The following is an 18,803-nucleotide window of genomic DNA, read 5'->3' as shown; positions in this document are numbered from 1 at the left end:
GGGGTGCACGCCGGTGCCGCCGGTCACCCCCGGGGATCCGGGTCGCCGACGGCCTCGTCGTCCAGCGGAAGCCGCGGGGCGGGCGGCACCGGGTGCAGCCCGAGCAGCCGCTCGACCAGGCGGAGGAAGAGCGCGGAGTTGCGGATCAGGTCGTCGGCGTCGCGGGCCGAGGCCGCCCCCTTGATCCCGGCCTCCGCGGCGGCCCGGCGGCGGGCACCGGCGGCGAAGTACGGCGCCCATTCGGCGAGCTCGGGCGCGACCTCGGGCAGGACCTCCCAGGCGCTGCGGATGGCCTGGCGCCGCCGGGCGCTCTTCTCCGGCCGGCCGCGGACGGCGAGCACGGCCGCGACCGTGCGCAGGGCGGCCAGGTGGGCGGCGGCGTACCGCTCCAGCGGGTCCTCCAGGGCGCGGGCCCGGGCGAGGGTGCGGTGCGCGTCGGCGAGCAGGTCGAGTGCGGCGGGCGGGGCGGCGACCCGGCGCAGCACCGGGTGGACGTCGGCGCTGGCCGGGGCGTGGTCGGGCGCGCGGTGGGCGCCCGGTCGGTGGGCGGCGGAGTGGAGGCGGGCGGTGACGTTCTCAGGGTGGCTGATGGTCATGGTCTCCCCCGTTCCGAGGCAGCGCGCGGGCCGGACGGCCCGTGCTCCTCCATCGTGAACGCCACCACTGACAATGCGTCCGGTGCGGCGGGGCGGTTCTGCGGCCGTGCCCGGGCATGCGTGCGGGCGGCAGTCGCCGACCGTCTCCCTCCGCCGGTCCGCGTCCCGCCGCCCCGCACCCGCCGAACCGCCGTCCCCCCACGGGCGACGCTTCGGACTCTCCGGGTCGCCGGTCCCCCCTGACCCGCTCCGCCGCCCCGTGTCGGCGGTGCGGGCCTGCGGCCGGCTCCGGTGCGGACCCGCCGGTGGCGGGCGCCGTCCCATGAACCGGCGCCGCCACGTGTCCGCAGCCCCGGGGCGCGGCGCCCGACGCGCCGCCCTCCCGGTGCCCACCACTCTTCCGTCTCCGCAGGTCGGGGACCATCCGCTCGGGTACTCAAGTGCGGTTCTGAGTATCCGTACTCACTCGGCCGGGCCCGGGAACCGATGAGCGCGGCTCCGGCGTCCCGGTACGGTACGGCGGGCCGGGCGGATCCGGCACCCGCCCCGTCGAGGAGGACCGGATGACGATCGTGCCGCTGATCTTCACCAGCGGACTGGCCAGTGGGATCAACGCCTACGCGGTGGTCCTGCTGCTCGGCCTGCTGGGCCGGTTCGGCGGGGCCGACTCGGTGCCGCCCGCGCTGGAGCGCACCGACGTGCTGGCCGCCGCGGCCGTCCTGTTCCTGCTGGAGGCGGTGGCCGACAAGATCCCGTACGTGGACAGCCTCTGGGACGCCGTCCACACCGTGATCCGCCCGATCGCGGGCGCGACGGTCGGGGCGCTGATCGCGAGCGCCGACCCGGGCTCGCTGGGCGAGGTCGCGGCGGGCGCGATGGGCGGCACCACCGCACTGGTCAGCCATCTGGTGAAGGCCTCGCTGCGGATGGCTGTGAACACCTCGCCCGAACCCGCGAGCAACATCGCGGTCAGCCTGGCCGAGGACCTCGCGGTGGCCGGCCTGGTCACCCTGGCGATCTTCCACCCGTGGCTGGCCGCCTCGCTCGCCGCCGCCCTGCTGGCCGCGGGCCTGCTGCTGGTCTGGTTCGCGGTCAACCGGATCCGCGCCTTCCGGGCCCGCCGGCGAGAGCGTAAGGCCGCCCGCGCGGCCGGCCGCGCGGCACCGGCGGCGGGGCTGCCCGCGGCCCGGCCATAGGATTCGGGCCATGGCACGGATCGTCATCATCGGCGCAGGAATGAGCGGGCTCGCGGCGGCCTCCCGGCTGGCGACCCTCGGACACCGGGTGACGGTCTGCGAGGCGGGCGCCACGTACGGCGGCATGGTCGGCCGCTACGAGCAGGACGGCTTCGCCTTCGACACCGGGCCCGGCCTGCTCACCCTGCCGGCGGTCTACCGCGACCTCGCCCTGAAGACCGGCAGGGAGCCGCTGGAGCAGCTGGTCGAGCTGGCCCCGGTCGATCCGGAGAGCCGCCACCTGCTGCCCGACGGCACCGACCTGCTGCTGCCCAACGCCTCCCGGGGCGGCGTCGTCCAGGCCCTGGACGACGCGTTCGGCCCCGGCGCGGGCGCCCGCTGGGCCGAGGTGATGAACCACGGCCGCACCGTCTGGGAGGCCACCCGCCGCCCGCTGCTGGAGGAGCCGCTCCCGGCCGACCGTGCGCCGCTGCACGCCGACCCCTACCCCGTCCCGCCGCAGCGCGGCCTGCTCGCCCGGCTGCGCGGCCCGCGCACCTGGACCCTGGGCGAGGTGGCCGAGCACGAGCTGGGCGGCCACCCGGGGCTGACCGCCCTGCTGCACGAGCACGCCCTGCGCTTCGGCTTCGACCCGTACACCGCGCCCGCCGGGGCCACCGTCCTGCCGTACATGGAGCTGTCCTTCGGCGTCTGGTACGTCAAGGGCGGCATCCGCGCGCTGGCCGACGCCGTCCACCGGCGGTGCGAGCAGCGCGGGGTGGAGTTCCGCTTCGGCGCCCGGGTGGTGAAGGTGCTGGAGAAGGACGGCCACGCGTGCGGCGTGGAGACCGCCGACGGCCGGATCGAGGCGGACACGGTGATCTCCTCGATGGACGCCCGGACGCTGTTCCACGACCGGATCGCCGAGTGGCCCGGCGGCGGGCCGCAGGGGTCGGGGCACCCGGACGCGCCCACCGGCCGGTTCGTCGTCCTGCTCGCCCTGCGCGGGGCCCGGCCCGCGGGCACCGCGCACCGCACCGTGGTCCACGCGGCCGACCCGGCCCGGGAGATCGACGCGCTGACCCGCTCGGCCGGCCTCTGCGAACGCCCCACGGTGCAGGTGCTGCGCCCGGACGACCCGGCGCTGCGCCCCGACGACGACCACGAGACCGCCGTGCTCACCGCCACCGTCCCGGTGCAGGGCGACGTCGACTGGACGGCGCCGGGCGTCGCCGAGGGCTACGCGGACCGGCTGCTGGAGCACGTCGACGCGGCCGGCCTCGGCCTGCGCGAGCGGGTGCTGTGGCGGGTCGTCCGGACGCCCGAGGACACCCGCCGGGAGACCGCGGCGTTCGGCGGCGCCGTGCCCCGGCCGGCCCTCGCCGGGCGCGGCGGGGACTGGCTGCAGCTCGCGACCGAGTCGCCGGTGCCCGGCCTCCACCTGATCGGCGGCGCCGCCCACCCCGGCGGCGGGCTGGCCCGGGTCGGGATGTCGGCCTGCATCGTGGCCGGCCTCGTCGGCCCGGCCTGAGTCCGGACCCGGGTCCGGCCCGGGTCGGCCGGCCCCGAGCGGGGCGCGCGCCGGCCCCGCGCCCGCGGGGTCAGCCCTGCTGCTGCCAGGTGTTCGGCTGCTGGTAGTTGTAGTCGTACTGCGGCTGGTGCGGGATGCCCTGCTGCGGGTGCTGCAGATCGGGCTGCTGGGGCTGCCACTGCTGCTGGTCGTAGCCGTACTGCTGGGCGGGCTGCTGCTGGTAGCCACCGTAGGGGTCGGCCTGCTGCTGGTAACCGCCGTACGGGTCCGGCTGGACGGGCTGCTGCTGGTAGCCGCCGTAGCCCTGGTCGTAGGCGAAGGCCGGCTGCTGCTGGGCCTGCCACTGCTGCTGGCCCTGCTGGTCCCAGACCTGCTGCTGCTGGACCTGCTGGGCCGCCGGGTCGTAGCCGGACCGGTAGGCGTCCGCGTACGGGTCCGGCTGATGCTGGACCTGGGCCTGGAGCTGGGTCTCGGCCTGCGCCTGCTGCTCGTAATAGGAGGAGGCGTAGACGCCGTCCGCCGCGAGCTCCTGCATCTCGAAGGCGGCGGTCTGCTCGACGGCCGGGAGGTCCTCGTCGAACGGCTCCGGCTCCGGGGTCGGCTCCACCTCGCTGACGGTTCCGATCCGCTCCACCGCCACCGCGGTGGCCGCGACCGCCGCGCCGCCGCCGGTCAGCGCGCCGAGCAGCGGCACCTTGGCGAGCGGGCCGGGCAGGCTGCCGTCCGCCGCGCGCAGCGACCAGCCGGTCGCGTAGCCGCGCTTCACGGAGAGGGTGACGAAGGTCTGGCCGACCGCGAACAGTGCGGCGCCGGCGCCGATCACTACGACGGAGCCCAGCGTCATGCCGCCGACCACGCCGAGGAAGCCGGCCAGGGCGAGCCCGCGCCAGTGCAGCGGAGCCCGGTTCTGCAGCAGCAGCTCGGCCACCAGCCAGAGCGCCACCACCGCCAACGCGGCGTACAGCAGCAGGTACCCGATGCCCATCCGCCCGCTACCTCCAGTCGCGTGCCCGCGCGCGCCGCGCGTGTGCGGCGACTGTACCCGTTCAACGGCCGGGGTACCGCATCGCGTTCCCGGCCGCCCGGGGCGGCCACGGGGCCGGGGCGGCGGGGAACGCGAGGCAGGTCAACGCCGGTGCAGGCCCAGGTTCTGGTAGATCTCCAGCGTCGCGGTCGAGTGGTTCAGCGTGATGAAGTGCAGGCCCGGGGCACCCTCCGCGAGCAACCGCTCGGACATCGCGGTGGCGTGCTCCATGCCGATCTCGCGCAGCGCCGCCGGGTCGTCGATCGCGGCCCGCAGCCGGGCCTCCAGCTCGGCCGGGAAGGCGGAACCGCTGAGCTGCGGGAAGCGCTCCAGCTGCTTGGCGTTGGTGACCGGCATGATCTCCGGGATGATCGGCGCGTGGCAGCCCGCCGCGGTGACCTTGTCCCGCAGCCGCAGGTAGTCGTCGACCTCGAAGAACATCTGGGTGATCGCGTAGTCGGCGCCGGACCGGATCTTGGCCACGAAGTGCCGGATGTCGTCGTCCCAGTTCGTCGAACGCGGGTGCATGTTCGGCGAGGCCGCGACGCCCACGCAGAAGTCGCCGATCCCCTTGATCAGCTCCACCAGCTCGTACGCGTAGGTGACGCCCTCCGGGTGCCTGACCCACTCGCCCATCGGGTCGCCGGGCGGGTCGCCCCGCACCGCGAGGACGTTGCGCACGCCCTGGTCGGCGTACTGGCCGATGATGTTGCGCAGCTCGGCGACCGAGTGGTCGACCGCGGTCAGGTGCGCGACGGGCGTCAGCGTGGTCTCGGTGGCGATCCGGCCGACCATGTTGACGGTGCGCTCGCGCGAGGAGCCGCCGGCCCCGTACGTCATGCAGACGAAGTTGGGGTCGAGCGGTTCGAGCCTGCGGATGGCGTCCCAGAGGCGCTGTTCGCCGACCTCGGTGCGCGGGGGCATGAACTCGAAGGAGAAGGACCGCTTGCCGGCCGCCAGAAGCTCGCGGACCGTCAACGCGCGGTCGGTTCTGGTGGAAGCGATGCCGAGTGCCATGCTGGCAGGTTAACCACCGGTCGCAGGGCCCGGACAACTCGATCCCAGCAATTGAGACAAGCGGTGGACACCGTTCCGCATACACCCGGAGGCCGTCCGAACCGGCTTCGGGACAGGGCGGCCCGGCCCCGCGGACCGGCCCGGGCCCGGGCCGGTCCACCCGGCGGCCCCTGGTCCGTACGGGTGTTCCCGGCCGCCCGGCTAGGCTTGCTGCACCCCAGCGAAACCTCCGGAGCCTCATCGTGACCTCGTCCACCAACCGGCCGGCCAACCCCATTGACGTGGAGGACGTGCGCGAGCGCGTCAACGCCGCCCTGGCCGGCTTCATGGACGGCCAGTCGGCCCTGCTCGGCAAGATCTCGCCCCAGCTGGCCCCCGCGACCGAGGCACTGCGCGACTTCCTGCTCGACGGCGGCAAGCGGCTGCGTCCGGCGTTCTGCTACTGGGGCTGGCGCGGGGCGGGCGGCCCGGCGGCCGGCGAGGGCATCGCCAACGCGGCCGCGGCCCTGGAGCTGCTGCAGGCCAGCGCGCTCGTCCACGACGACCTGATGGACCGCAGCGACACCCGGCGCGGCCTGCCCTCGGTGCACCGCCGCTTCGAGGCGCTGCACCGCGAGCACGGCTGGCGCGGCGACCGCGAGCAGTACGGCGCCTCGGCCGCGGTGCTGCTCGGCGACCTGCTGCTGATCTGGTGCGACGAGCTGTTCCTGCGCTCCGGCCTGGACCCGGCCGCGGTGCTGGCCGCCAAGCCGATGTTCGACCTGATGCGCACCGAGGTCATGGTCGGCCAGTACCTGGACGTGCTGGAACCGGTCGCCGGCGACTCCACCGACGGGGGCGCGCTGGAGCGGGCGCAGACCGTGCTGCACTACAAGTCGGCCAAGTACACGATCGAGCGGCCGCTGCAGGTCGGCGCGCTGCTCGCGGGCGCCCCGACCGGGCTGGTCGAGGCGTACGGGGCGTTCGGCCTGCCGCTGGGCGAGGCGTTCCAGCTCCGGGACGACCTGCTGGGCGTCTTCGGCGACCCGGCGGTCACCGGCAAGCCGGCCGGGGACGACCTGCGCGAGGGCAAGCGGACCCTGCTGGTCGCCCACGCGATGCGCGACCTGCCGGCGGCCGACGCCCGCCACCTGGACGAGCGGCTCGGCGCGCCGGACCTCGCGCCCGAGGAGGTGGCCCGGCTGCGCGGCCTGATCGAGCGCAGCGGCGCGCCCGAGCGGGTGGAGCAGCGGATCACCGAGCTGATGCGCCAGTCGCTCGCCGCACTGGAGGCGGCGCCGCTGGCCGACGAGCGGGCCCGCGAGGTGCTGCTGGCGCTGGCGGAGGCCGCCACCGTCCGCAAGTACTGAGACGTACCGGCCGGGACGGCAGCGGCCCCGCGGCGGGTCAGGCGCGCAGGCGCCGGGCGAGCTCGGCGGCGGCCGCCTGCGGGTCGTCCGCGGCGGTGATCGCGCGGACCACCACGATCCGGCGGGCGCCGGCGGCCAGCACCTCGTCCAGGTTGTCCAGGTCGATGCCGCCGATGGCGAACCACGGCCGGTCGGTGGGCTGCTTCGCGGCGTACCCGACCAGGCCGAGGCCCGGCGCGTGGCGGCCCGGCTTGGTCGGGGTGGGCCAGACCGGGCCGGTGCAGAAGTAGTCCACACCGGGCTCGGCGATCGCCGCGTCCACCTCGGACTCGGCGTGGCACGAGCGGCCGATGATCACGTCCTCGCCGAGGATGGCGCGGGCGGCCGGCACCGGCAGGTCGTCCTGGCCCAGGTGCAGCACGTCCGGGCGGGCGGCGTGCGCGACGTCGGCCCGGTCGTTGACGGCGAGCAGTTTGCCGTGCCGGCGGCAGGCGTCCGCGAACACCTCCAGCGCGGCCAGCTCCTGCTTGGCCTCCAGGCCTTTGTCGCGGAGCTGGACGATGTCCACCCCGCCGGCCAGCGCGGCGTCCAGGAACTCCGCGAGGTCGCCCTGCTCGCGGCGGGCGTCGGTGCAGAGGTAGAGCCGGGCGTCGGCGAGCCGCTCGCGGGCCGCCGCGCCGGGCGTCGCGGTGGTCACAGCGCCATCGCCTGGGCGCGGCGCTTCACCTCGGTCGCGCGGTTCTCCCAGAGCGCCTGGACCGGGGTGCCGGGCAGCGACGGGTCCTCGGTGAACATCCACTCCAGGATCTCCTCGTCGCTGAACCCGCTGTCGCGCAGCACGGTGACCGTGCCGATCAGGTGCTTGACCGGGCCGGCGTCGTCGATGAAGGCGGCCGGGACCTGCAGCGACCGGTTGGGGCCGCGGCGGACCGCGATCAGGTCACCCTTCTTGACCATGTTGCGGACCTCGGTGACCACGACGCCCCACCGCTCGGAGATGTCGGGCAGGTACAGCCACTCGGGGACCAGGGACTCAATCTTGGCTTCGATCTCACTCACGGCACCAGACTGCCACCTCCACGGCCCGCGGCGCACCAACCGGCCGCTCGCGCTACCCCGCGACGGCCGTCTTCAGCTGCACCGACGGGTCCGCGGCCCGGGCCGGATCCAGCACCGCGCCGCGCTCGACCAGCCGGCGGGCCTGGGTGAGGTCGCGCGGGCGGTCCACCGTGAGCGCGGCGCGCAGCACGCCCTCGCGCAGCCAGAGCACCGCCCAGGTCGGGTCCTGCGGCGAGCCGCGCCGGACCTGCTCGTCCCCCGCGCCGTGGCGGCCGACGTACTGCACCATCCGGCCGAACTGCTCCGACCAGAAGTACGGCACCGGGTCGTACGGCGCGTCGGCGCCGAGCACCGAGGCGGCCGCGGCCTGGCCGGACTGCAGCGCGTGGTCCCAGTGCTGGACGGTCAGCCGGGCGCCGGTGCGGGCGGACGGATAGTTCGCGCAGTCGCCGGCCGCGAAGACGCCGGGCAGGCCGGTGCGCAGCCGGTCGTCCACCACGACGGCGCCGGCGGCGTCCAGCTCGACGCCGGAGCCGGCCAGCCAGTCGGTCGCCGGGCGGACGCCGATGCCGACCACCACCTCGTCGGCCGGCAGGTGCGAGCCGTCCGCCAGCAGCACCGCGCCGGGCTCGACGGCCGCCACAGCGGCGTCGCAGCGCAGCTCCACCCCGGCCTCGGCGTACCAGGCGGCCATCTCCCGGCCGATCTCGGTCGGCAGCGCGCCGGGCACCGGCGCCGGGCCGGCCTCCACCACGGTGACCAGGCAGCCGGCCGCGCGGGCCGCGGTGGCCACCTCGGCGCCGATCCAGCCGGCACCGACCAGTACCAGCCGCAGGCCCGGGCGGAGCAGGGCCCGCAGCGCCAGCGCGTCGTCCAGGGTGTGCAGCAGGTGCGCCCGCTCGGCGCCCGGAAGCACCCGCGGGGCGGCACCGGTGGCGATCACCAGCGCGCCGTACGGCAGGTCGCCGCCGTCGGTGTGCAGCACGCCCGGGGTCAGCCCGGTGGCGCGGCGGCCGGCGAGCACCTCGATGCCCAGGTGCGCGAAGTCGATGTCCAGCGGGGTGGCGTCGGCCTTGCCCAGCAGGACCTCCTTCGAGAGCGGCGGCCGGTCGTACGGCGCGTGCGGCTCCTCGCCCACCAGGACGATCCGCCCCTGCCAGCCGCCCCGGCGCAGCCCGGAGGCGCAATGCGCCCCGGCCAGCCCGGTCCCGACCACGACCACCTGATCCGTTCCGCTCAGATCTGCCACGCCCGTCACTGTACTGGCGTTCGGCGCGGGGGCCGGGCCCGTCCCACCCCTCGTACGCGCCTTCAGCCGTGACCAGGCCCGGAGTTATGGTGGGGGCACCATCACGGGAGCCCGGCGTACCGGGCTGAGAGGCGGGCTGGCACGGCCCGCGACCGTCCGAACCTGATCCGGGTCATACCGGCGAAGGGAGAGCGACTTTGACACGCTCGGCAGCGGGTACCCATGCCGACGTCCTGGTGATCGGCGGCGGCGTCATCGGCCTCGCCGTCGCCTGGCGCGCGGCGCAGCGCGGGGTCGGGCGCGTTATCGTGGTCGACCCGGACCCCGGGGGCGGCGCCGCCCGGGTCGCGGCCGGCATGCTCGCCCCGGTCACCGAACTCCAGTACGGCGAGGAGCCGTTGCTGCGGCTCGGGATGGCCTCGAACGAGCGGTACGCCGACTTCGCGGCCGAGCTCGCCGAGGCGAGCGGCGGGGCGGACACCGGCTACCGGCGCTGCGGCACGCTGGCCGTCGCGCTCGACTCCGACGACCGCGCGGAACTGCGCGAGCTGCACGCCTTCCACCAGCGGCTCGGCCTGGACTCGCAGTGGCTGACCGGCCGGGAGGCCCGCAAGCTGGAGCCGATGCTGGCGCCCGGCGTCCGCGGCGGCCTGCACGTCGCCGACGACCACCAGGTGGACGGCCGCCGGCTGCTGAGCGCGCTGCTGCAGGCCTGCGAGGCCGCGGGCGTCGTCGTGCACCGCGCCGAGGCGTCCGAGCTGCTGGTCGAGCACGACCGGGCGGCCGGCGCCCGGCTGGCCACCGGGGAGGTGGTGACGGCCGGGCGGACCGTGCTCGCCGCCGGCCCGCACAGCCACCGGCTGCCCGGCCTGCCCCCGGGCGTGCTGCCCGCGATCCGCCCGGTCAAGGGCCAGATCCTGCGACTGCACATCCCTGCGCCGTACCGGCCGTTCCTGTCCCGCAACGTCCGCGCGGTGGTGCGCGGGCAGCACCTCTACCTGGTCCCGCGCGAGAACGGCGAGCTGGTGATCGGTGCGACCAGCGAGGAACAGGGCTACGACACCACCGTCACCGCCGGCGGCGTCTACGAGCTGCTGCGCGACGCCCACGAGCTGGTCCCCGGGATCACCGAGCTGCCGCTGGTGGAGACCTCCGCCGGACTCCGCCCGGGCTCGCCGGACAACGCGCCGCTGCTCGGGCCGACCGCCCTGCCCGGCCTGGTCGCCGCGACCGGCCACTACCGCAACGGCGTGCTGCTCACCCCGGTGACCGCCGACCTGCTCGCCGAGTACCTGGCCACCGGCACCGTCCCGGCCCTCGCCGAACCCTTCTCCCCCACTCGCTTCACCACGAAGGTCCCCGCATGAGCGACATCCCACTCACCGTCAACGGCCGGCCCCGCGAGGTGCCCGCAGCGACCACGCTCGCCGAGGTGGTGGCCACCCTGAGCACGGCCCACTCCGGCGTCGCCGCCGCGCTCAACGAGGCCGTGGTGCCGCGCAGTTCGTGGCCGGAGACCCGGCTCTCGGCGGGCGACCGGATCGAAATCCTCACCGCCGTCCAGGGGGGCTGACCGATGGCCGACACCACCCCCGACGACAAGGACGTCCTCACCATCGCCGGGACGGCCTTCGGCTCCCGCCTGATCATGGGCACCGGCGGCGCCCCCAGCCTGGAGGTGCTGGAGCAGGCACTGCGCATCTCCGGCACCGAGCTGACCACCGTCGCGATGCGCCGGGTCGACCCCGGCACCCAGGGCTCCGTCCTGGACGTGCTGACCCGCAACGGCATCCGGGTGCTGCCCAACACGGCGGGCTGCTTCACCGCCGGCGAGGCCGTGCTGACGGCCCGGCTGGCCCGCGAGGCGCTCGGCACCGACTGGGTGAAGCTGGAGGTCATCGCCGACGAGCGGACCCTGCTGCCGGACCCGATCGAGCTGCTCGACGCCGCCGAGACGCTGGTCGACGACGGCTTCACCGTGCTGCCCTACACCAACGACGACCCGGTGCTGGCCCGGAAGCTGGAGGACGTCGGCTGCGCGGCGATCATGCCGCTGGGCTCGCCGATCGGCTCCGGCCTGGGCATCCGCAACCCGCACAACTTCCAGCTGATCGTGGAGAGCGCCGGCGTCCCGGTCATCCTGGACGCCGGCGCCGGCACCGCCTCGGACGTCGCGCTGGCGATGGAGCTGGGCTGCTCCGCCGTCATGCTCGCCTCGGCGGTGACCCGCGCCCAGGACCCGGTGCTGATGGCCGAGGCGATGCGGCACGCCACCGAGGCCGGCCGGCTCGCCCACCGGGCCGGCCGCATCCCGCGCCGCTTCCACGCCGAGGCCTCCTCGGCGATGGCCGGCCGGGCCGACCTGGACACCCGCGAACGCCCGGCGTTCTGACGGAGCCGGGGTCCGCAGTGGGGGGCGCCCCTCCCACCGCGGGCCCCGCCCGCCTCGGCCGGCCGCCCTGGACCGGCGCGCGCGGCACCGGCGCACTGTCACAGCCCGGCCACGAAGCCCGGCGTGTGCCCCCGGGGGCGGCGCCGTGCCCCGGCCCCGCCACTAGACTCGCCGGGTGGACAAGGCGGACATGGCACTGCACGACCCCCTGATCGGATCCCTCCTCGACGGCCGCTACCGGGTCGAGCAGCGCATCGCATCCGGCGGGATGTCCACCGTCTACAAGGGCACCGACACCCGGCTCGACCGGGTCGTCGCACTCAAGGTGATGCACCCCTCGCTGGCCGGCGACGAGGGCTTCACCGGCCGGTTCATCCGCGAGGCCAAGGCGGTCGCCCGGCTCGCCCACCCCAACGTGGTCAACGTCTTCGACCAGGGCGCCGACGGCGGCACCGTCTTCCTCGCCATGGAGTACGTGCCCGGCCGCACCCTGCGCGACCTGCTGCGCGACCGCGGCGCGCTGTCCATCCGGGCCGCGCTGGACGTCCTGGAGCCGGTGCTGGCCGCGCTCGGCGCCGCCCACCGGGCCGGGCTGGTCCACCGCGACGTCAAGCCGGAGAACGTGCTGATCACCGACGGCGGCCTGGTGAAGGTCGCCGACTTCGGCCTGGTCCGGGTGCTCAACGCGGGCGACGGCGCGGCGACGTCCGGCACCGCCACCACCGGCACCGTGCTCGGCACCGTCTCCTACCTGGCGCCCGAGCAGATCCGCCCCGGCGCCGAGACCGACCAGCGGGTCGACGTCTACGCGGCCGGCATCCTGCTCTACGAGATGCTGACCGGCCACCGCCCGCACACCGGCGAGAACCCGGTCCAGGTCATGTACCGCCACCTGCACGAGGACGTCCCCGCGCCGTCGCTCGCCGTGCCGAGCGTCGTTCCCGAGCTGGACGCCATAGTGGCCGCCGCCTGTTCGCGCGACCCGCAGGCCCGCCCGTACGACGCGGTCGAGCTGCTGGCCGCCCTCCAGCGGGTGCGCCGCACGCTCACCCCGGCCCAGCTGGACGCCGAGCCGCCGGCCTCCACCCGGCCCAGCCCGCAGTACCCGACCAGCGAGCCGACCTCGGTGATCCAGCCCGCCGTACCCGCGCCGCCGGTCGAGCGGACCAGCGTGCTGGACGTCCCGCCGGAGGTGATGGAGCAGCTGCTCACCGAGCCGCGCCCCTACGACGAGCCGCCCCCGCCGGCCCGCACCCCGCGGCCGGGCCGGCTGCGCCGGCTCCCCCGCAGGCCGCTGATCTGGACCTCCGTGCTGACCGCCCTGGTGCTGCTGGTCGGCGGCGCCACGTACGCGCTCTCCTCGGCGCTGTACACGACGGTGCCGAGCGTGCTCGGCAAGGACCGGGCCGAGGCGCAGCGGATCCTGGACGGCGCGGGCATGCACGGGCGGTTCACCGAGGTCTACAGCGAGACCGTGCCGGCCGGGCAGGTGATCTCCACCGACCCGGGGGTCGGCGCCCGGACCCGCAAGAGCGACGCGGTCGGCGTCACCGTCTCCCGCGGCCCGAAGCGGATCGCGGTGCCCGAGCTGGCCGGCAAGCCGGCCGACCAGGCCGCCGCCGCGCTGGCCGGCGCCCAGCTGGCGCGCGGCGGGGTGACCGAGACGTACAACGACGCGGTGGCCGAGGGCGCGGTGATCAGCAGCTCGCCGGCGGCGGGGCAGCAGGTGCCGGAGAACACGCCGGTCTCGCTGGTGGTCAGCAAGGGCATGATGCCGGTGCCGGACGTGACCGGGATGTCCAAGGACGACGCCGCGCGGACGCTGCAGGCCGCCGGGTTCGTGATGCAGAGCAGCGGGGTCAACCTGTTCGGCACCGGCAAGGTGTCCAGCCAGTCCCCCGCGGCCGGCGAGCGCCGCGCGCAGCGCACCGTGGTGACGGTCACCTTCCCGTTCCTGTAGCCGGCCCGGGCCGGACGGTCGCTAGCGCAGCGGGCCGTCCCCGGGCTCCTCCTGGTAGGAGTAGCGCTGCTCGCGCCACGGGTCGGCGAGGTTGTGGTACCCGCGCTCCTCCCAGAAGCCGCGCCGGTCGGCCCGCATGTACTCGACCGCCCGGACCCACTTGGGGCCCTTCCAGGCGTACAGGTGCGGCACGACCAGGCGGACCGGGAAGCCGTGCTCGGCGCTCAGCGGCTCGCCGTTGCGGTGGGTGGCGAAGACGGCCGACGGGTCGGCGAAGTCGGCCAGCCGCAGGTTGGCGCTGTAGCCGTACTCGGCCCAGACCATCACATGGGTGACGCCCGGCGCCGGCGGCACCCGCTCCAGCACCTCGGACGCCGGCACACCCGTCCACTCGTTGCCGAGCAGCGAGAACTTGGTGACGCAGTGCAGGTCGCCGCGGACGGTGGTGCGCGGCAGGGCGGTGAAGCCGGCGAAGTCCCAGCTCTGCTTCTCCGCCGAGGCGGTCGCGCCGAACACCTGGAAGTCCCAGGTCAGCGGCTTGAAACGGGGCACCGGGCCGTAGTGCAGGGCCGGCCAGCCGCGCTGTCGGCGCTGGCCGGGCGGGAGCCTGGGGTCAGACGACGGCAGCGGTTCTCGTTCGGACTGACCCATGGCTCCATGGTGACAGACGGCGGGCGACGCCCGGCGCGCGCCCCTTTCCGGGGCCGTACGCCCGCCCGTACGGGCCAAGGAACGGCCTAAATCGGATATTCCGACACATGTCCTAGTGAGTGTGAACTTACTGGAATTTCTTCCCATCACGGTGCCAGGATGCGTGCAGCCGGGAGGTACGGCCGAGGATCCGGACACACAGCAGGAAGGCAGCCGCCATGAAGGGCGACGCAGAGGTCATCGAATTCCTCAACGAGCAGCTCACCGCCGAGCTGACCGCCATCAACCAGTACTTCCTGCACGCGAAGATGCAGGAGAACTTCGGCTGGACGAAGCTCGCCAAGTACACCCGGCACGAGTCGTTCGACGAGATGAAGCACGCCGAGACGCTCACCGACCGGATCCTCTTCCTGGACGGGCTGCCCAACTACCAGCGGCTCTTCCACGTCCGGATCGGCCAGACCGTCAAGGAGATGTTCGAGGCGGACCGCCAGGTCGAGGTCGAGGCGATCGACCGGCTGAAGCGCGGGATCGTGGTGATGCGGGCCAAGAACGACGTCACCTCGGCCAACATCTTCGAGGACATCCTGGCGGACGAGGAGCACCACATCGACTACCTCGACACCCAGCTGGAGCTGCTGGAGAAGCTCGGGGAGGCGCTCTACCTGGCCCAGCTGATCGAGCAGCCGGAGTCCTGAGCCGCTCCGCTCAGGCCGCGCGCAGCGGGGTGGGCGGGACGGGCGCGGCCGACGCGGCCGACGGGGCTGCTTCCGACGGCGCGGCCTCCGGATCGGCGAGCCCCAGCCTGGCGGCGAGCCGGGCGGTCGGGCACGGCCGCGCGCCGTGCTCGCCCAGCAGGGCCTGTATCCGGCGGACGCAGGAGCCGCAGTCGGTGCCGGCCCGGCAGCCCTTGGCTATCTGGCGCGGGGTGTCGGCCCCCGCGTCGATCGCCTTCTTCACCTGGTCCTCGGTGACCGCATGACACATGCACACGTACATCGCGGTCTCTCCCGGGGTGGTGCGGGCCTCTTCGGCCTGAAACGATCTTGACTAAGGCTTGCCTTAGCTCACTAAGCCTCACCTTACCCAATGGAGCGGGCGCGAAAAAGCCTCTCCGGCCTCGGATGTCCCGAGACCGGAGAGGCTTCGCTCACATCCGCTCGTCCGAGCGGGCGCCGTCGCTCAGTGGCCGCCGCGGTACATCTCGGCCACCAGGAACGCCAGGTCCAGCGACTGGCTGCGGTTGAGCCGCGGGTCGCAGGCCGTCTCGTAGCGCTGGTGCAGGTCGTCGACCAGCACCTCGTCGCCACCGCCGACACACTCGGTGACGTCGTCGCCGGTCAGCTCCACGTGGATGCCGCCCGGGTGGGTGCCGAGGGCGCGGTGCACCTCGAAGAAGCCCTTGACCTCGTCGAGCACGTCGTCGAAGCGGCGGGTCTTGTGGCCGCTGGAGGCCTCGAAGGTGTTGCCGTGCATCGGGTCGCAGATCCAGACCGGCTGCGCGCCCGAGGCGGTGACCTTCTCCACCAGGGTGGGCAGGTGGTCGCGGATCTTGCCCGCACCCATCCGGGTGATGAAGGTGAGCCGGCCGGGCTCGCGCTCCGGGTCCAGCTTCTCGATCAGGGTCAGCGCCTCGTCGACCGTGGTGGTCGGGCCGAGCTTCACACCGATCGGGTTGCGGATCCGGGAGGCGAACTCGATGTGCGCGTGGTCCAGCTGCCGGGTGCGCTCACCGATCCAGACCATGTGGCCGGAGACGTCGTACAGCTCGCCGGTGCGCGAGTCCACGCGGGTCAGCGCGGTCTCGTAGTCCAGGACCAGCGCCTCGTGCGAGGAGTAGAACTCGACGGTCTTGAACTCCTCCGGCGCGACACCGCAGGCGTTCATGAACGCGAGCGCGTTGTCGATCTCGCGGGCCAGCTGCTCGTAGCGCTGGCCGGCCGGCGAGTTGCGCACGAAGTCCTGGTTCCAGGCGTGCACCTGGCGCAGGTCCGCGTAGCCACCGGTGGTGAAGGCGCGCACCAGGTTGAGCGTCGCGGCGGACGCGTTGTACATCCGCTTCAGGCGCTCCGGGTCCGGGATGCGCGACTCCGGGGTGAACTCGAAGCCGTTCACCGAGTCGCCCCGGTAGACCGGCAGGGTCACGCCGTCGCGGGTCTCGGTCGACTTGGAGCGGGGCTTGGAGTACTGCCCGGCGATCCGGCCGACCTTCACCACGGGCACGGAGGCGGCGTACGTCAGCACGGCCGCCATCTGCAGCAGGGTCTTCAGCTTGTTCCGGATGTGCTCGGCCGAGACGCCGTCGAAGGCCTCGGCGCAGTCGCCGCCCTGCAGCAGGAACGCCTCACCACGCGCCACGGCACCGAGCCGGGCGCGCAGCTGGTCACACTCGCCGGCGAAGACGAGCGGCGGATACGAGGCGAGCTCGGCAAGGGTCTTGCGCAGAGCCTCTTGGTCCGGCCATTCAGGCTGCTGCGCCGCGGGCAGGGACTGCCAGGGGTGGGGATTCGTCACGGTCACACGGCAAGGCTACGGGGTGCGACAACCGATTTGTGACCGTTGCCCGAGGGATGAGACACGTCGCGGACATTCGCGTGACCGGCCTCACCCGGTCCGCCGCATCCGCTAGTCTCGACGCATGAACGCGCCGCACACCTGCTTCTCCTGGTGGGCCGACCCCTTGGGCGGCCCCCTCCTCGCGCGTTCCTAGACGAACACGACGGCCGCCCCCCGGGGCGGCCGTCGGCGTTTCACCAGGCGGCCCTCCCGGGAGCGGAACCCAGCACCGCACCCCGCCCTCCACCCGGAAGGAAGCCGCACGTGACCACCGCCGCCGACCTGCTCGCCCGCCTCACCGGCCCGGACGCACCCGCCTTCGCCCTGCTGCACCGCCGCACGCCCCGGCTCGCGCCGGACACCGTCGAGGTGCTGTTGGGCACCGTCGGCGACTACGAGCACCTGGCCGACCTGCCGGTCCGCGAGGGCGTCCCCGCCGACGGCCCGGTGCACGACCTGCTCGCCCTCGTCCCCTTCCGCCAGCTCCGCGAGCGCGGCTTCGAGGTGCACGACGACGCCACCCCGCTGCGGGCCCTCTCGGTGGCCGAGCAGTACGCCGTGCCGCTGGCCGAGCTCGCCCCGCTGCTCCCGCGGGTGCCGGTCCCGCTCTCCGGCGGTTCGTTCGACATCGACGACCAGGAGTACGCCGCGATCGTCCGGCGGGTGATCGAGGACGAGATCGGCCGCGGCGAGGGCGCCAACTTCGTCATCCGGCGCGACTTCACCGCGACCCTGGGCGCGGGTGACGGAGCCGCCGGCGGACACTGCTCGCCGGAGCTCGCGCTCTCGCTCTTCCGCCGGCTGCTGGAGCAGGAGCGCGGCGCCTACTGGACCTTCCTGGTGCACACCGGCGACCGCGTCCTGGTCGGCGCGTCCCCCGAGGTGCACGTGCGCCAGAGCGGCGGGACGGTCGTGATGAACCCGATCTCCGGCACCTACCGCTATCCGGCGGGCGGCGCCGACCTCGACTCGCTGCTCGCCTTCCTGCACGACCCCAAGGAGCTGGAGGAGCTCACCATGGTGGTCGACGAGGAGCTCAAGATGATGTGCACCGTCGGCGACCTCGGCGGCCAGGTGCTCGGCCCGCGCCTGAAGGAGATGTCCCACCTCGCGCACACCGAGTACGAGCTGCGCGGCCGCACCTCGCTGGACGTCCGCGAGGTGCTGAAGGAGACCATGTTCGCCGCCACCGTCACCGGCAGCCCGGTACAGAACGCGGCCCGGGTGATCAGCCGCTACGAGCGCGGCGGGCGCGGCTACTACGCCGGTGCGCTGGCCCTGATCGGCCGCTCCGCCAGCGGCGGCCAGCTGCTCGACTCGCCGATCTGCATCCGGGCCGCCGACATCGACCCGGCGACCGGCCGGCTGGTGGTCCGGGTCGGCGCGACCCTGGTGCGGCACTCGGACCCGGCCTCCGAAGTGGCCGAGACCCACGCCAAGGCCGCCGGTGTGCTCACCGCGATCGGCGCCCGCCCGGCGCCCGCCCGGGTGCCGGGCCCGGTCGGCCCGCGGCTCGCCGACCACCACCGCGTCCAGGCGGCGCTGGACGCGCGGCGCGCCGGCCTGGCCCCGTTCTGGCTGCGGATGCAGGAGCCGGCCGTGCCCACCCTGGCCGAGCCGACCCTGGTGGTGGACGGCGAGGACACCTTCACCGCGATGCTCTCCCACCTGCTGAGCTCGCTCGGCCACCGGGTCGGTGTGGTCCGCTACGACGAGCCCGGCCTGCGCGCGAAGGTCGCCGCCCACCGCGGCCCGCTGGTGCTCGGCCCCGGTCCGGGCGACCCGGCGGCCGCCGACGACGCCAAGATGGCCGTGCTCCGTCCGGTCGTCGCCGACGCGCTGGCGGCCGCCCGGGCCGGCACCCGGACCGCGCCGTTGCTCGCCGTCTGCCTGAGTCACCAGCTGCTCGCGGACGCGCTCGGGCTGCCGCTGGCCCGCAAGGCCGTCCCTTTCCAGGGCGCGCAGGAGGTGATCGACCTCTTCGGCACCCGGCGCACGGTCGGCTTCTACAACACGTTCACCGCCCGCGCCTCGGACGAGGACGCCGCCCGGCTCGCCGCCGAGGGGGTCGAGCTCTCCCGCGACCCGCTGACCGGCGACGTCCACGCGCTGCGCGGCCCCGGCTTCGCCGGGCTGCAGTTCCACCCGGAGTCCGTGCTCACCCGCAACGGCGTGGACATCGTCGCCGGCCTCCTGCAGCAGGCCGCCGCCGTCCACGGCTGAGGAGGGAAGCGGGGCGCGCCG

Annotated in this window: 18 protein-coding genes and 1 riboswitch; of the genes, 9 read left to right on the top strand and 9 right to left on the bottom strand. The window is 74.6% G+C overall.

The features are described from left to right. Positions 1–23: 23 nt before the first annotated feature. On the bottom strand, positions 24–596 hold the full coding sequence (locus ACIPSC_RS01140) for an SAV_6107 family HEPN domain-containing protein (protein ID WP_400822081.1): 573 nt from the start codon (positions 594–596) through the stop codon (positions 24–26). A 563-nt stretch (positions 597–1,159) separates the two neighbouring features. Between ACIPSC_RS01140 and ACIPSC_RS01135 the strand changes: the two genes are divergently transcribed. Then, positions 1,160–1,792 (top strand): DUF4126 domain-containing protein, encoded by a 633-nt coding sequence (locus ACIPSC_RS01135; protein ID WP_400822080.1) that lies wholly within the window; start codon positions 1,160–1,162, stop codon positions 1,790–1,792. Positions 1,793–1,802: 10 nt separating this feature from the next. Then, positions 1,803–3,302, top strand: coding sequence for a phytoene desaturase family protein (locus ACIPSC_RS01130; RefSeq protein ID WP_400822078.1), 1,500 nt, complete (start codon positions 1,803–1,805; stop codon positions 3,300–3,302). 70 nt (positions 3,303–3,372) lie between these two features. Here the strand turns inward: ACIPSC_RS01130 and ACIPSC_RS01125 are convergent, their stop codons facing one another. After that, on the bottom strand, positions 3,373–4,287 hold the full coding sequence (locus tag ACIPSC_RS01125; RefSeq protein ID WP_400822077.1) for a hypothetical protein: 915 nt from the start codon (positions 4,285–4,287) through the stop codon (positions 3,373–3,375). A gap of 141 nt (positions 4,288–4,428) precedes the next feature. Next, positions 4,429–5,343 carry a methylenetetrahydrofolate reductase [NAD(P)H] gene (gene metF / locus ACIPSC_RS01120; RefSeq protein WP_400822075.1) on the bottom strand — a complete coding sequence of 305 codons (915 nt, stop codon included), beginning with the start codon at positions 5,341–5,343 and terminating at the stop codon, positions 4,429–4,431. A gap of 242 nt (positions 5,344–5,585) precedes the next feature. Here metF and ACIPSC_RS01115 point away from each other — a divergent pair, with 242 nt between their 5' ends. Next, on the top strand, positions 5,586–6,692 hold the full coding sequence (locus tag ACIPSC_RS01115) for a polyprenyl synthetase family protein (protein WP_400822073.1): 1,107 nt from the start codon (positions 5,586–5,588) through the stop codon (positions 6,690–6,692). A 37-nt stretch (positions 6,693–6,729) separates the two neighbouring features. Here the strand turns inward: ACIPSC_RS01115 and thiE are convergent, their stop codons facing one another. The 3 genes from thiE to ACIPSC_RS01100 are packed head-to-tail and all read right to left on the bottom strand — an operon-like array spanning position 6,730 to position 9,009. After that, positions 6,730–7,389, bottom strand: a complete 660-nt coding sequence (gene thiE / locus ACIPSC_RS01110) for a thiamine phosphate synthase (protein ID WP_400822071.1) — start codon at positions 7,387–7,389, stop codon at positions 6,730–6,732. Continuing rightward, positions 7,386–7,751, bottom strand: a complete 366-nt coding sequence (locus ACIPSC_RS01105; protein ID WP_313763359.1) for an Rv2175c family DNA-binding protein — start codon at positions 7,749–7,751, stop codon at positions 7,386–7,388. Before ACIPSC_RS01105 ends, thiE begins: the two co-directional genes overlap by 4 nt. Before the next feature lie 52 nt (positions 7,752–7,803). Then, complete coding sequence (locus ACIPSC_RS01100; protein WP_400822068.1) at positions 7,804–9,009, bottom strand: NAD(P)/FAD-dependent oxidoreductase; 1,206 nt, start codon at positions 9,007–9,009, stop codon at positions 7,804–7,806. Positions 9,010–9,093: 84 nt separating this feature from the next. Beyond that, positions 9,094–9,206: riboswitch (TPP riboswitch) on the top strand. Here ACIPSC_RS01100 and thiO point away from each other — a divergent pair. The 4 genes from thiO to pknB all read left to right on the top strand — a co-directional run bounded on the left by thiO (position 9,198) and on the right by pknB (position 13,352). Continuing rightward, the gene (gene thiO, locus ACIPSC_RS01095) at positions 9,198–10,367 is read left to right on the top strand and encodes a glycine oxidase ThiO (RefSeq protein WP_400822066.1); all 1,170 of its coding nucleotides are present in this window, start codon (positions 9,198–9,200) and stop codon (positions 10,365–10,367) included. It overlaps the preceding riboswitch by 9 nt. Next, positions 10,364–10,573, top strand: coding sequence for a sulfur carrier protein ThiS (gene thiS, locus ACIPSC_RS01090; protein WP_400822064.1), 210 nt, complete (start codon positions 10,364–10,366; stop codon positions 10,571–10,573). The genes thiO and thiS overlap by 4 nt, the downstream gene beginning before the upstream one ends. Before the next feature lie 3 nt (positions 10,574–10,576). Then, complete coding sequence (locus tag ACIPSC_RS01085) at positions 10,577–11,392, top strand: thiazole synthase (protein WP_400822062.1); 816 nt, start codon at positions 10,577–10,579, stop codon at positions 11,390–11,392. A gap of 175 nt (positions 11,393–11,567) precedes the next feature. Then, positions 11,568–13,352 (top strand): Stk1 family PASTA domain-containing Ser/Thr kinase, encoded by a 1,785-nt coding sequence (pknB, locus tag ACIPSC_RS01080; protein ID WP_400822060.1) that lies wholly within the window; start codon positions 11,568–11,570, stop codon positions 13,350–13,352. 21 nt (positions 13,353–13,373) lie between these two features. On the opposite strand, the gene ACIPSC_RS01075 is transcribed toward pknB, so the two are convergent. Further along, positions 13,374–14,003: a sulfite oxidase-like oxidoreductase gene (locus ACIPSC_RS01075; RefSeq protein ID WP_400822058.1), complete on the bottom strand. Its 630-nt coding sequence runs from the start codon at positions 14,001–14,003 to the stop codon at positions 13,374–13,376. Between the two features lie 218 nt (positions 14,004–14,221). Here ACIPSC_RS01075 and bfr point away from each other — a divergent pair, with 218 nt between their 5' ends. Continuing rightward, positions 14,222–14,701, top strand: coding sequence for a bacterioferritin (gene bfr, locus ACIPSC_RS01070; protein WP_360184482.1), 480 nt, complete (start codon positions 14,222–14,224; stop codon positions 14,699–14,701). 10 nt (positions 14,702–14,711) lie between these two features. Here the strand turns inward: bfr and ACIPSC_RS01065 are convergent, their stop codons facing one another. Both ACIPSC_RS01065 and ACIPSC_RS01060 read right to left on the bottom strand, forming a co-directional pair. Then, the gene (locus tag ACIPSC_RS01065) at positions 14,712–14,990 is read right to left on the bottom strand and encodes a bacterioferritin-associated ferredoxin (protein ID WP_400822056.1); all 279 of its coding nucleotides are present in this window, start codon (positions 14,988–14,990) and stop codon (positions 14,712–14,714) included. Between the two features lie 195 nt (positions 14,991–15,185). Further along, the gene (locus ACIPSC_RS01060; protein WP_238740397.1) at positions 15,186–16,523 is read right to left on the bottom strand and encodes a class II 3-deoxy-7-phosphoheptulonate synthase; all 1,338 of its coding nucleotides are present in this window, start codon (positions 16,521–16,523) and stop codon (positions 15,186–15,188) included. A 300-nt stretch (positions 16,524–16,823) separates the two neighbouring features. Between ACIPSC_RS01060 and ACIPSC_RS01055 the strand changes: the two genes are divergently transcribed. Continuing rightward, positions 16,824–18,782 carry an anthranilate synthase family protein gene (locus tag ACIPSC_RS01055; RefSeq protein WP_400822054.1) on the top strand — a complete coding sequence of 653 codons (1,959 nt, stop codon included), beginning with the start codon at positions 16,824–16,826 and terminating at the stop codon, positions 18,780–18,782. The last annotated feature ends 21 nt before the right edge of the window (positions 18,783–18,803 follow it).

It is taken from the genome of Kitasatospora sp. NPDC090091, assembly GCF_044747365.1.
In the GTDB taxonomy this organism is placed as follows: domain Bacteria; phylum Actinomycetota; class Actinomycetes; order Streptomycetales; family Streptomycetaceae; genus Kitasatospora.
This window is presented reverse-complemented; position numbering and strand designations above follow the sequence as displayed.